This window comes from Lysinibacillus sp. FSL W7-1291, assembly GCF_038593415.1.
Lineage (GTDB): Bacteria > Bacillota > Bacilli > Bacillales_A > Planococcaceae > Lysinibacillus > Lysinibacillus fusiformis_D.
The window spans coordinates 4383295-4397354 of the sequence record NZ_CP151994.1; the positions used below are offsets into that span (position 1 = coordinate 4383295).

Sequence of the window (14060 nt, forward strand, 5' to 3'; positions counted from 1 at the left end):
CCTGCAATCATAGCTTACAAATTAGTTATACTTTATGCAAGATGAAAATTCAATTATTCACCTTTATTTTTTTTGATGATTTCAGCAGCAATTGATTTTGGTACTTCTTCATAATGATCGAATGTCATTGAGAATACACCACGACCTTGTGTTGCAGAACGAAGTGTTGTTGCATAACCAAACATTTCTGCTAAAGGAACCATCGCACGAACAACTTGTGAGTTACCACGAGCATCCATACCCTCAACGCGTCCGCGACGAGAAGTAATGTTACCCATGATATCGCCAAGGTATTCTTCTGGAATTACAACTTCTACTTTCATCATTGGTTCTAAGATAACAGCGTCACATTGTTTCGAAGCTTCTTTAAGAGCCATAGATGCAGCAATTTTGAACGCCATCTCATTCGAGTCAACGTCATGGTAAGAACCGAATACTAATTTCGCTTTAATGTCGATTAGAGGGTAACCAGCTACTACACCGCGGTCAAGAGAGTCACGAAGACCTGCTTCAACTGCAGGAATGTATTCACGAGGAATTACACCACCAACGATAGCGTTTTCGAATTCAAATCCTTTACCTTCTTCATTTGGAGAGAACTCAATCGTTACGTCTCCGTATTGTCCACGACCACCAGATTGGCGAGTGAATTTACCTTGAACTTTTGCAGAGCTACGGAATGTTTCACGGTAAGATACCATTGGAGCACCTACGTTAGCTTCTACTTTAAATTCACGGCGCATACGGTCAACTAAGATATCAAGGTGAAGTTCACCCATACCTGAGATGATTGTTTGTCCAGTTTCTGTGTCAGTATGAGCACGGAAAGTTGGATCCTCTTCTTGAAGTTTTTGTAAAGCTTGACCCATTTTATCTTGGTCAGCTTTTGATTTTGGTTCTACAGAAAGAGAAATTACTGGCTCAGGGAACTCCATTGATTCAAGAATAACTAGGTTCTTCTCGTCACAAAGAGTATCACCAGTAGTAGTGTCTTTAAGACCTACTGCTGCTGCGATGTCTCCAGCAAATACTTTTGAGATCTCTTCACGAGAGTTAGCGTGCATTTGTAGGATACGACCTACACGCTCACGTTTACCTTTAGAAGAGTTTTGCACGTATGAACCTGAATCTAATGTTCCAGAGTACACACGGAAGAAAGTTAATTTACCTACGAATGGGTCAGTCATAACTTTGAATGCAAGAGCTGAGAATGGCTCTGCATCAGAAGATTTACGTTCTAACTCTTCGTCACCATCTACTGAAGTACCTTTGATTGCTGGTACATCAACTGGAGATGGTAAGTAATCGATAACGGCATTTAACATTGGACGTACGCCTTTGTGTTTGAATGCTGTACCACAGATTACTGGGTAGAATTCTACTGCGATTGTAGCACGACGGATCGCTGCTTTAAGTTCCGCAACAGTAATTTCTTCGCCTTCTAAATATTTTTCCATGATTTCTTCATCAACACTTGCAACAGCGTCGATTAGTTTTTCACGGTATTCTTCAGCTTGTGCGCGGTATTCTTCAGGAATTTCTCCTTCAGTTACTGCTGTACCTTTTTCGTCGCCATAGAAAGTAGCTTTCATCTCAACTAGGTCGATGATTGCTGAGAATTGATCTTCAGCTCCGATAGGTAATTGGATAGGGTGAGCGTTTGCTTGTAAACGATCATGTAGAGTTCCTACAGAATATAAGAAATCTGCTCCTGTTTTATCCATTTTGTTAATGAATACAATACGTGGAACACCATAAGTTGTAGCTTGACGCCATACAGTTTCAGTTTGAGGCTCAACACCAGATTGAGCATCTAGTACTGTAACAGCACCGTCAAGTACACGTAATGAACGTTCTACTTCTACAGTGAAGTCTACGTGTCCAGGAGTATCGATGATGTTTACACGATGGCCTGCCCATTGGGCTGTTGTTGCAGCAGAAGTGATTGTAATACCACGCTCTTGCTCTTGCTCCATCCAGTCCATTTGAGAAGCGCCTTCATGAGTTTCACCGATTTTGTGAATCTTACCAGTGTAATAAAGGATACGCTCAGTTGTTGTTGTTTTACCAGCATCAATGTGAGCCATGATCCCAATATTACGAGTATTCTCAAGTGAGAATTCGCGTTTCATAGGAAATTTCTCCTTCCATATTGGGGTAAAGACTGTATAAGAGACCTTGTGTTAGCTAACTGGCTAACACATAGGTTAAATTACCAACGGTAGTGAGCGAATGCTTTGTTCGCTTCTGCCATTTTGTGCATGTCTTCACGTTTCTTAACTGATGCACCAGTGTTGTTAGAAGCATCAAGAATTTCGTTAGCTAAACGTTCTTCCATAGTTTTTTCACCACGAAGACGAGCATAGTTAACTAGGTAACGAAGACCTAAAGTTGTACGACGTTCTGGACGTACTTCAACCGGTACTTGGTAGTTTGAACCACCAACACGGCGAGCACGAACTTCAAGAACTGGCATTACGTTGTTTAGAGCGGCTTCGAATACTTCAATTGGATTTTCACCAGAACGTTCTTTAACAAGTTCGAACGCACCGTATAAAATCTTTTGAGAAGTACCTCTTTTACCATCAACCATCATTTTATTGATTAAACGAGTTACTAGTTTTGAACTATAAATTGGATCTGGTAACACGTCACGTTTGGAAACAGGACCTTTACGAGGCATGTGTTTTCCTCCTTTCGAATAGTTATCGATTATTTTATAAAGTTGGCCTTTTCGTATTTGTCGATCAAATATCAAATCTGCTAGCAAGATTCGATATTTGTGACAATTAGTATGAGGCTCAGTATTAAATAACGTTATTTAACGTTAAATTATTTTTTTTCTTTAGGGCGTTTTGTTCCGTATTTAGAACGTGATTGTAAACGACCGTTTACACCAGCTGTATCAAGAGCTCCACGTACGATATGGTAACGAACACCCGCTAAGTCTTTTACGCGTCCGCCACGGATAAGAACAACACTGTGCTCTTGTAAGTTGTGGCCTTCACCTGGGATATAAGCTGTAACCTCAATTTGGTTAGTTAAACGTACACGAGCGTATTTACGTAACGCTGAGTTCGGTTTACGAGGTGTCATTGTACCAACACGAGTACAAACACCGCGTTTTTGTGGTGATTTAACATCAGTTAAAGATTTTTTAAATGAGTTATATCCTTTGTTTAACGCTGGTGATTTTGATTTCGTGATTTTAGATTGACGAGGCTTACGTACTAATTGGTTAATTGTAGGCATCGATATTTCCTCCCTTCATTTATTCCTTGTTAATACCACACATCCAGGTGGTTCATTTTTTGGGTAAAAACAAAGTCTTTGTGTTTAATACACAAAAACTACTCTACAGTAATCGCAACTACCGCAGCTCCAACATGGATTCCACAGGCCTTGCCCAGTTCCTTTTTCGACTCAACAAGAATAACTGGTATACCGATTTCTCTCGCGAAAGATATGGCCGAATCGGTTACCCAATTGTCTGCATCAAGTGCCACAAGAAGTTCTTTCACTGAACCGGCTCGCATTGCTTTTACTGCTTGCTTTGTACCTATGATTGTTTGACTAGCCCTTACTTTATCATAAGACATTTTCATATCCTCCGAAGTACAGACAGTTAACTATCAACCTTCAATATATTATCATTACCAATTTACACTGTCAACTAATATCTTTAAAAAGTCCGAAGAGACGGTGAAATTCCATCTCTTCGGTCCTATTTTAATGTCTATTCGGCAGAAACAACTTCTGTGTCAAGCTCATCTTTTTCGATGCGGATTTGACGGTAACGTTGCATACCAGTACCTGCTGGAACAAGTTTACCGATAATTACGTTCTCTTTTAATCCAAGAAGCTCGTCACGTTTACCCTTAATTGCTGCATCTGTTAACACACGTGTTGTTTCTTGGAACGATGCTGCAGATAAGAATGATTCTGTTTCAAGAGAAGCTTTTGTAATACCCAGGATAACAGGACGACAAGTTGCAGGATTTTTGCCATTCATAACAGCATCTGCATTTGCCTCTGCAAATTGGTGGATATCTAGTAATGAACCTGGTAATAAATCTGTATCTCCAGCTTCAATTACACGTACTTTACGAAGCATTTGGCGAACCATTACCTCGATATGTTTATCACCAATTTCTACCCCTTGCATACGGTATACTTTTTGAACTTCTTTTAATAAATATTCTTGAACAGTTGAAACATCTTTGACTTTTAACAATTGTTTTGGATCGATAGAACCCTCTGTTAAAACTTGACCACGCTCTACATTATCACCTTCGATAACTTTTAAACGTGCATTATAAGGTGCTTGATACTTACGCGTTTCTACGTCACCTTGAATAGTAATTTCTTTTAAGCCTTCACGAATTTCTGTGATATCTGAAACAGTACCTGTGATTTCTGAAATAACAGATTGACCTTTTGGATTACGTGCTTCAAAGATCTCTTGGATACGTGGAAGACCTTGTGTAATATCATCTCCGGCAACCCCACCTGTATGGAATGTACGCATTGTTAATTGTGTACCTGGTTCACCGATTGATTGAGCTGCAATAATACCAACTGCCTCTCCAACCTCAACCTTTTCACCTGTTGCCAAGTTCATGCCGTAACATTTTTTACATACGCCATGTTTTGTATTACATGTAAATGCTGAACGGATTGTCACTTCCTCGATACCTGCTTCAATAATTGCACGAGCAACATCTTGGTCGATTAAACCATCTCTTCCTAAAATAACTTCACCCGTTTCAGGATGTACGATTGTTTTCTTCGTATGACGACCAACAATACGTTCATCTAGAGCTTCAATCAGTTCTGTGCCTTCCATTAATGCACCAATTGTTAAGCCACGGTCAGTACCACAGTCATCTTCACGTACAATAACATCCTGTGCAACGTCAACAAGACGACGTGTTAAGTAACCTGAATCGGCAGTTTTAAGGGCTGTATCGGCAAGACCTTTACGAGCACCGTGAGTAGAGATGAAGTACTCTAATACTGTTAAACCTTCACGGAATGAAGATTTAATTGGAAGTTCAATAATACGACCAGCCGGGTTGGCCATCAGACCACGCATACCAGCTAACTGCGTAAAGTTAGATGCGTTACCACGGGCACCTGAATCAGACATCATGAAAATTGGGTTTGTTTTCTCAAGTGACTTCATCAGTTTCGCTTGAATTTCGTCTTTCGCAGCACTCCAGCTTGAGATAACACGATCATAACGTTCATCCTCTGTAATGAAACCACGACGGAATTGCGCTTGAACTTTATCCACTTTTTCTTGAGCTACAGCTAAAATTTCACCTTTATCAGGTAATACCACGATGTCAGATACACCTACAGTAATACCAGCACGTGTTGAATATTTAAATCCTAGGTTTTTCATGCGGTCAAGCATTTTAGATGTTTCAGTAATGTGGAAACGTTTAAACACTTCAGCAATGATATTTCCTAAGAATTTTTTACGGAATGGATTTACAACTGGTACTGATGCAAAATATTTACGCAATACAGCTGTACGTTGTGCATCAATTTTCCCTTTTTCATCTAAATTATTATAAGCGCTATCTGATTCAAGCTCTTTCAGAGTATCTTCGTCAATTACTAAATTAGCGAAGTATTTCTCTGGTGTTACTTGCTCTAAGTTGAAATCAGTTGGCTCATTAATATAAGGGAATGATTTTGGCAAGATTTCGTTAAAGATTACTTTACCAACAGTTGTCAATAGGAACATATTATTTTGTTCTTCTGTGAATGTTGGGTTATTTAACGAACTTGCTTTAATCGCGATACGTGTATGCAAATGTACATGACCTGTATCATATGCAATTAAGACTTCATTTGGACCATAGAAAACAGTACCTTCACCACGAGCATCTTCACGTTCAAGTGTTAGGTAGTAGTTTCCTAATACCATATCTTGAGAAGGTGTTACAACAGGTTTACCATCTTTTGGATTCAAGATGTTTTGTGCTGCAAGCATTAGAAGACGAGCTTCTGCTTGAGCTTCTGCTGATAACGGTACGTGAACCGCCATTTGGTCACCATCGAAGTCAGCGTTATACGCTGTACATACTAATGGGTGAAGACGAATAGCACGACCTTCAACTAGTGTTGGTTCAAATGCTTGAATACCAAGACGGTGAAGCGTTGGTGCACGGTTTAATAATACTGGATGCTCACGAATAACATCTTCTAAAACGTCCCAAACGTCATTGTTTAAACGTTCAATTTTACGCTTAGCAGATTTAATGTTATGAGCAAGACCACGCTCTACTAACTCTTTCATTACGAATGGCTTGAATAATTCGATAGCCATTTCTTTTGGCAAACCACATTGGTACATTTTTAAGTTTGGACCTACTACGATAACGGAACGACCAGAATAGTCAACACGTTTACCAAGTAAGTTTTGACGGAAACGACCTTGTTTACCTTTCAGCATATGTGAAAGTGATTTTAGTGGACGGTTACCAGGCCCTGTTACAGGACGTCCGCGACGACCATTATCAATTAATGCGTCAACAGCTTCTTGTAGCATACGCTTTTCGTTTTGTACGATGATGCTTGGCGCACCTAAATCTAATAAACGTTTTAAACGATTATTACGGTTAATTACACGACGGTATAAATCGTTTAAATCGGAAGTTGCAAAACGACCACCATCTAATTGCACCATTGGACGAAGCTCTGGTGGAATAACAGGTAGAACATCTAGAATCATCCATTCAGGTGAGTTACCTGAGTTACGGAAAGATTCAACAACTTCTAGACGTTTGATAGCACGAGTACGTCTTTGACCTTGTGCAGATTTTAACTCTTCTTTTAAAGAATGTGTTTCATCCTCTAAGTCAATTTTGCTTAATAGTTTTTTGATTGCTTCTGCACCCATTGCAGCTTCGAATGTGTTGCCGAATTTTTCACGGTATGCACGGTACTCTTTTTCAGAAAGTAATTGTTTGCTTTCTAAATTAGTAGCACCCGCATCAATCACAACATATGAAGCAAAATAAATAACTTCTTCTAATGCACGTGGTGACATATCTAGGATTAGACCCATACGGCTTGGAATACCTTTGAAGTACCAGATATGAGAAACTGGTGCTGCTAATTCGATGTGTCCCATACGTTCACGACGAACTTTAGCGCGTGTTACTTCAACGCCACAACGGTCACAAACTACGCCTTTATAGCGTACACGTTTATATTTACCACAATGACATTCCCAATCTTTAGTTGGACCAAAGATACGTTCACAGAATAAACCATCTTTTTCTGGTTTTAATGTACGGTAGTTAATTGTTTCAGGCTTTTTAACCTCACCATATGACCAAGAACGAATCTTGTCAGGGGATGCTAAACCGATTTTCATATATTCAAATTCATTAACGTCTATCAAGGAGCCTACCTCCCTCTAGTATAGGTCTTTATAAAGACTCTTTTACGCAGCTCGATAATCGCTTGCAAAGAATTGCCTCTTTGGCAAAGGATTAGAAATAGAATGATTTATTAAAAGAAAAAGCCAGGCAGGGCGTTAAATCCTGCCCGGCTAATTTGAAAAATAAGTTTGACCTTATTCACCATTGTGAATTTGGGTTTCCATTATTCAAAAGACTCTACTGGCTCTTCTTCTGTATCTGGCTGTGGTGCAATGTTAAGTGCATCAGCTGGTTGAAGATCTTCTTCTTCGTCTAAATCGCGAAGCTCTACTTCTTCATCATTAACTGTTAACATCTTAACATCCATACCAAGAGATTGAAGTTCTTTAATCAATACTTTGAATGATTCAGGAACACCTGGCTCTGGTACACTTTCACCTTTAACGATGGCTTCATATGTTTTCACACGACCAACAACGTCATCGGATTTAACCGTTAAGATTTCTTGAAGTGTATATGCAGCACCGTATGCTTCAAGTGCCCATACCTCCATCTCACCAAAACGTTGTCCACCAAATTGCGCTTTACCACCAAGTGGTTGCTGCGTAACAAGTGAATAAGGACCAGTTGAACGTGCGTGAAGTTTATCATCAACCATGTGAGCAAGTTTGATCATGTACATGATCCCAACAGATACACGGTTATCAAATGGTTCACCAGAACGTCCATCATACAGGATTGTTTTACCGTCACGGTTCATTCCTGCTTCTTCCATTGTTTCCCAAACGTCTTCTTCATTAGCACCATCAAATACTGGTGTTGCCATGTGGACGCCTAGGTAGCGGGAAGCCATACCTAAGTGTAACTCTAAAACTTGTCCGATATTCATACGAGAAGGTACACCAAGTGGATTTAACATGATATCAACAGGCGTGCCATCTGGCATGAACGGCATATCTTCTTCCGGTAAGATACGAGAGATAACCCCTTTGTTACCATGACGTCCGGCCATTTTGTCCCCAACGCGAATTTTACGTTTTTGAACAATATAAGCACGAACTAATTGGTTAACGCCTGGTGGTAATTCATCGCCATCTTCACGGTTAAATACTTTAACGTCAAGAATGATACCGCCAGCACCGTGTGGTACACGTAATGAAGTATCACGAACCTCACGAGCCTTTTCACCGAAGATTGCATGTAATAAACGCTCTTCCGCAGTTAATTCTGTAACCCCTTTAGGTGTTACTTTCCCTACCAGAATATCGCCATCACGTACTTCCGCACCAATACGGATAATACCACGTTCGTCTAGGTTACGAAGTGCATCTTCCCCAACGTTCGGAATATCGCGAGTGATTTCTTCAGGCCCAAGCTTTGTATCACGAGATTCTGATTCATATTCTTCAATATGAACAGATGTATAGACATCGTCTTTTACAAGGCGCTCGCTCATAATAACAGCATCCTCATAGTTAAAGCCGTTCCAAGTCATGAATGCAACAAGTACGTTACGTCCAAGAGCCAGTTCGCCTCTTTCCATTGATGGACCGTCTGCTAAAATATCACGAGGCTTCACACGCTCGCCAACTTTTACAAGTGGACGTTGGTTATATGAAGTACCTTGGTTTGAACGAATGAATTTTTGTAATTTATATTTTGTTAAATCGCCTTTAACCTCTTTGCCGTCTACAACTTCAATGCGACGAACATGGATAGAGCGAGCCTCTACGTGCTCAACAATACCATCGTATTTCGCTACAACAGCTGCACCTGAATCACGCGCATCAACATGTTCCATACCCGTACCAACGAATGGTGCTTCTGGGTTAAGAAGTGGAACTGCTTGACGTTGCATGTTGGCACCCATAAGTGCACGGTTAGAGTCATCGTTTTCTAAGAACGGGATACAGGCAGTCGCAGCAGAAACTACTTGTTTAGGAGATACGTCCATGTAGTCCATTTGAGCTTTATTGAATACTGTGTTATCCCCACGGAAACGACCTACTACTTCTTCATTAGTAAATGTACCATCTGGATTTAATAGCGAGTTTGCTTGTGCTACATAGTAGTTATCTTCTTCATCAGCTGTTAAATAATCAATTTGATCCGTTACTCGACCTGTTTCATGATCAATACGACGATAAGGCGTTTCGATGAATCCAAATTTATTGACTTTGGCAAATGAAGATAATGAGTTGATTAAACCAATGTTTGGACCCTCAGGTGTCTCGATTGGACACATACGACCGTAGTGAGAGTAGTGAACGTCACGCACTTCAAAACCAGCACGCTCACGTGTTAAACCACCAGGCCCTAATGCAGATAAACGACGTTTATGTGTTAACTCTGCTAGAGGGTTTGTTTGGTCCATGAATTGAGATAATTGAGAGCTACCGAAGAACTCTTTAATAGACGCAATTACAGGACGAATATTAATTAATTGTTGCGGTACGATTGCAGCTGTGTCGTTAATGGACATACGCTCACGTACTACACGTTCCATACGAGATAAACCGATACGGAATTGGTTTTGTAGTAACTCACCTACTGAACGTAGACGACGGTTACCTAAATGGTCAATATCATCTGTTGCGCCTACTTGGTAAAGTAAGTTGAAGAAATAGCTTACTGAAGATAAAACGTCAGCTGGTGTAATATTCTTCACTTCTTCATCAATGTACGCATTACTGATGATATTAATTTCTTTTTGTGTTTCATCTTTCGGTGCATAAATCTTAATAGATTGGATTGTTACATCGTCCTCAAGCACGCCACCAACTTGCGATAAAGTACGGTAACCAATACCTTTTGATGAATCTTCTAGGTAAGGTAGAATTTTATCTAAAGTACGACGGTCAAGCACTGTACCCTTTTCTACTAAAATTTCGCCTGTTTCAGGATCTACAAGCGTTTCAGCAATCGTTTGGTTAAATAAACGATTTTTAATATGAAGCTTTTTATTCATTTTGTAGCGACCAACATTCGCTAAATCATAACGTTTTGCATCGAAGAAACGAGAGTACAATAAACTCTTCGCACTTTCTACTGTTGGAGGCTCACCTGGACGTAAACGTTCATAGATTTCTAAAAGTGCTTTTTCTGTACTTTCAGAGTTATCTTTTTCTAACGTATTACGTAAATACTCGTTATCACCGATAATATCGATAATTTCTTGGTCTGAACCGAAACCTAGTGCACGTAGTAACACTGTTACTGGTAGCTTACGAGTACGATCGATACGCACATAAACTACGTCTTTTGCATCAGTTTCATACTCTAACCATGCACCACGGTTTGGAATCACTGTTGCGCCGAAACCTTTTTTACCGTTTTTATCAGTTTTATCATGGAAATACACACTTGGTGAACGAACTAATTGTGAAACGATAACACGTTCAGCACCATTGATAATGAACGTACCTGTTTCTGTCATTAATGGGAAGTCACCCATGAAGACATCTTGTTCTTTCACTTCGTCTGTTTCTTTGTTGTAAAGACGTACTTTCACACGTAATGGAGCTGCGTAAGTAACATCTCGCTCTTTACATTCATCAACATCATACTTAGGCTCACCTAATGAATAATCGATGAATTCTAATGAAAGATTACCTGTAAAGTCCTCGATCGGCGAAATGTCACGGAACATTTCACGTAAACCTTCTTCAAGGAACCACTCGTAAGACGCCGTTTGAATCTCAATCAGATTTGGAAGCTCAAGCACCTCTTTAATACGCGCAAAGCTTCTACGCTGGCGGTGTTGTCCGTACTGAACTAGTTGACCTGTCAACTCATTCACCCCTCAATAAAGCGATATTAGGTCTTTGCAAAATCATACAAATAGTGTATGATTTCGAAAGACAAAAAGAAAACGAGTCTTCAAAAAGATCTCATTTTCGGTTAACTAAACTTATCTTGGCAAGTATACCCATATAAAAACATTTCTATACAAAAGGGCATACGACCTCAAAATAATATTTTTGCATTGTATCATATTATCATAGCCGATTTGTCAAGTCAATAAATTATACATATTTCATTTATTTTTTTGCGCGTACTATCCAGTACCCTTTTTTCTTCTCGACAATATCGACTTCTGAAAATTTTTCTTCTAGGTAACTTACTGTCGATGGTGCTCCTTGTTTCTTCTGGATGACTACCCAAAGCTCACCCGAAGGCACTAGTCGATCATAAGCTCCATCGTAAAAGCGGAAAATCGTTTCCTTCCCTGCACGAATTGGTGGATTCGTTAAGATAGCTGCAGCTTCTACATCTGTATCAACCATCGATAGGCCGTCACTCACAAATATTCGCACATTTTGAACACCGTTCACTTGCGCATTTTTCTGCGAAAGTGTAACTGCGCGTTCATTTATATCCATCATATAAACGGTACGGTCTGGATTCGCTTTGGCAATCGATAATCCTATCGGCCCATATCCACAACCTACATCCAATATCGCACCATTAATATTAGGCATTTTAAAAGCGTCTATTAAAACACGGGATCCAAAATCTACTTCGCTTTTACTAAATACACCTGCATCCGTTTCAAACGAAAACGAATGCCCTAGTAACTTGAATGTCCAGTGACGAGGTTTACTCTCAGTTTGAGGCTTACTTGTATAATAATGATCTGACATTTTCATGCCTCCTCAGAATGAAGAAAAAAGCTCGCCAAAATGACGAGCTTTCCTTTTGTTAAAAAGTAATACGAGATTACTTAACTTCTACAGATGCGCCAACTTCTTCAAGTTTAGCTTTGATTTCTTCAGCTTCATCTTTAGAAACGCCTTCTTTAAGAGCTTTAGGAGCGTTATCTACTACTTCTTTAGCTTCTTTAAGACCTAAACCAGTGATTTCACGAACCACTTTGATTACTTTGATTTTTTCTGCACCAGCAGATGCTAATACTACGTCAAATTCAGTTTTTTCTTCAGCTGCAGCAGCACCGCCAGCAACTACTGCTACAGGAGCAGCAGCTGTTACACCGAATTCTTCTTCGATTGCTTTTACTAAATCGTTTAATTCAAGAACTGTCATAGCTTTGATAGCTTCTAAGATTTGCTCTTTATTCATTATAATTTCCTCCTAATTGGATAATGTTTTATTTTTTTTGCGATCAGGCCGCAGAAGTCTGAGTGCGTATTAAATTACGCGCCTTGTTCTTCTTTTTGTTCTGCAACAGCTTTTGTTGCAAGTGCGAAGTTACGCACTGGAGCTTGAAGTACAGATAAAAGCATAGAAAGTAGACCTTCGCGTGATGGAAGTTCTGCAAGTGCTTTAACATCTTCAACAGAAGAGATTGTACCTTCAATAATACCCGCTTTAATTTCTAAAGCTTCGTTTTTCTTAGCGAACTCGTTGATGATTTTAGCAGGCGCTACAACATCTTCATTTGAGAACGCAATTGCGTTAGGACCAACTAATACGTCGTTGATTCCTTCAAGACCAGCAGCCTCAGCAGCACGACGAGTTAAAGTATTTTTGTAAACTTTGAACTCAACGCCAGCTTCACGAAGTTGTTTACGAAGCTCAGTTACTTGTGCAACATTAAGACCACGGTAATCCACAACTACTACAGAAGCAGCGCCTTGGAATTTTTCAGTAATCTCTTGAACTTGTACTTGTTTGTTTTCGATTGCTTTGCTCATGATGACACCTCCTATTAGAATGGGTCATTTATACCGACAAAAGAAAAGCCTCTGGGTCAAATAGACGCAGAGGCTGAAAGTCATCATCTTTAAAATAAGAATCTGAATTCCGATGTCCTCGGTAGGATCATTAAGTGACAAGTCACCCCTACTGTCTACGGTACAAATGGATAATTCACAACAGCAACTATAATATCATGTATACTCACTGTCGTCAACACATATATATAAATTATTTTACTACTACGTTAGAAGCGTCAACTTTAATAGCTGGGCCCATTGTAGTTGTAACATTTACAGATTTCATGTAAGTACCTTTAGCTGCAGCAGGTTTTGCTTTTTGCACTACATCAAAAACAGCTAAGAAGTTTTCTACTAATTTTTCTGCTGAGAAAGAAACTTTACCGATAGGAGCGTGGATGATACCAGCTTTATCAGCACGGTATTCTACTTTACCAGCTTTGATTTCTTCGATCGCTTTTGTTACATCGAAAGTAACTGTACCAGTTTTAGGGTTTGGCATTAAACCTTTAGGTCCTAATACACGACCAAGTTTACCAACTTCGCCCATCATGTCAGGAGTTGCTACGATTACATCGAAATCAAACCAACCTTGTTGGATTTTTTGGATGTATTCTGCATCGCCTACATAGTCAGCGCCAGCTGCTTCAGCTTCTTTAAGTTTCTCACCTTTTGCGAATACTAATACACGTTGAGTTTTACCGGTACCGTTTGGTAGCACTACTGCACCACGGATTTGTTGGTCGTTTTTACGAGTATCAATACCTAGACGGAAAGCAACTTCTACAGTAGCGTCGAAGTTAACTGTGCTAGTTTTTTGAGCAAGTTCGATTGCTTCTTGTGCACTATATAGTGAGTTACGATCAATTAATTTTACTGCATCTTGCAGTTTTTTACCTTTTTTAGCCATTATATATTTCCTCCTTGATTGTGGTTATAGCGGATTTTACCTCCCACGAATAAAGGTTGCGTGTTCACAAAGAAA

Annotated in this window: 10 protein-coding genes and 1 other annotated feature; all 10 genes read right to left on the bottom strand. The window is 39.7% G+C overall.

The features are described 5' to 3' along the window. Positions 1-53: 53 nt before the first annotated feature. Positions 54-2132: an elongation factor G gene (gene fusA, locus NST76_RS21450; protein ID WP_036123709.1), complete on the bottom strand. Its 2079-nt coding sequence runs from the start codon at positions 2130-2132 to the stop codon at positions 54-56. A gap of 80 nt (positions 2133-2212) precedes the next feature. Then, the gene (gene rpsG / locus NST76_RS21455) at positions 2213-2683 is read right to left on the bottom strand and encodes a 30S ribosomal protein S7 (RefSeq protein ID WP_036123710.1); all 471 of its coding nucleotides are present in this window, start codon (positions 2681-2683) and stop codon (positions 2213-2215) included. 149 nt (positions 2684-2832) lie between these two features. Beyond that, entirely contained in the window at positions 2833-3252 is a 420-nt protein-coding gene (gene rpsL / locus NST76_RS21460) for a 30S ribosomal protein S12 (protein WP_010860613.1), read from the bottom strand. A 98-nt stretch (positions 3253-3350) separates the two neighbouring features. Next, positions 3351-3599 carry a ribosomal L7Ae/L30e/S12e/Gadd45 family protein gene (locus NST76_RS21465; protein ID WP_036123715.1) on the bottom strand — a complete coding sequence of 83 codons (249 nt, stop codon included), beginning with the start codon at positions 3597-3599 and terminating at the stop codon, positions 3351-3353. A gap of 137 nt (positions 3600-3736) precedes the next feature. Further along, positions 3737-7420 carry a DNA-directed RNA polymerase subunit beta' gene (rpoC, locus tag NST76_RS21470; RefSeq protein WP_058845122.1) on the bottom strand — a complete coding sequence of 1228 codons (3684 nt, stop codon included), beginning with the start codon at positions 7418-7420 and terminating at the stop codon, positions 3737-3739. Positions 7421-7623: 203 nt separating this feature from the next. Further along, a complete protein-coding gene (gene rpoB / locus NST76_RS21475; protein WP_342544444.1) occupies positions 7624-11199 on the bottom strand; it encodes a DNA-directed RNA polymerase subunit beta in 3576 nt (1191 codons plus the stop codon). 241 nt (positions 11200-11440) lie between these two features. Beyond that, positions 11441-12043 carry a class I SAM-dependent methyltransferase gene (locus NST76_RS21480; RefSeq protein WP_058845123.1) on the bottom strand — a complete coding sequence of 201 codons (603 nt, stop codon included), beginning with the start codon at positions 12041-12043 and terminating at the stop codon, positions 11441-11443. Positions 12044-12119: 76 nt separating this feature from the next. Then, positions 12120-12479: a 50S ribosomal protein L7/L12 gene (rplL, locus tag NST76_RS21485; protein WP_004233598.1), complete on the bottom strand. Its 360-nt coding sequence runs from the start codon at positions 12477-12479 to the stop codon at positions 12120-12122. 74 nt (positions 12480-12553) lie between these two features. Beyond that, a complete protein-coding gene (gene rplJ / locus NST76_RS21490; RefSeq protein WP_004233596.1) occupies positions 12554-13054 on the bottom strand; it encodes a 50S ribosomal protein L10 in 501 nt (166 codons plus the stop codon). A 32-nt stretch (positions 13055-13086) separates the two neighbouring features. Further along, positions 13087-13233: a sequence feature (ribosomal protein L10 leader region), on the bottom strand. Positions 13234-13286: 53 nt separating this feature from the next. Continuing rightward, on the bottom strand, positions 13287-13985 hold the full coding sequence (gene rplA / locus NST76_RS21495; RefSeq protein WP_036123728.1) for a 50S ribosomal protein L1: 699 nt from the start codon (positions 13983-13985) through the stop codon (positions 13287-13289). Positions 13986-14060: the final 75 nt, after the last annotated feature.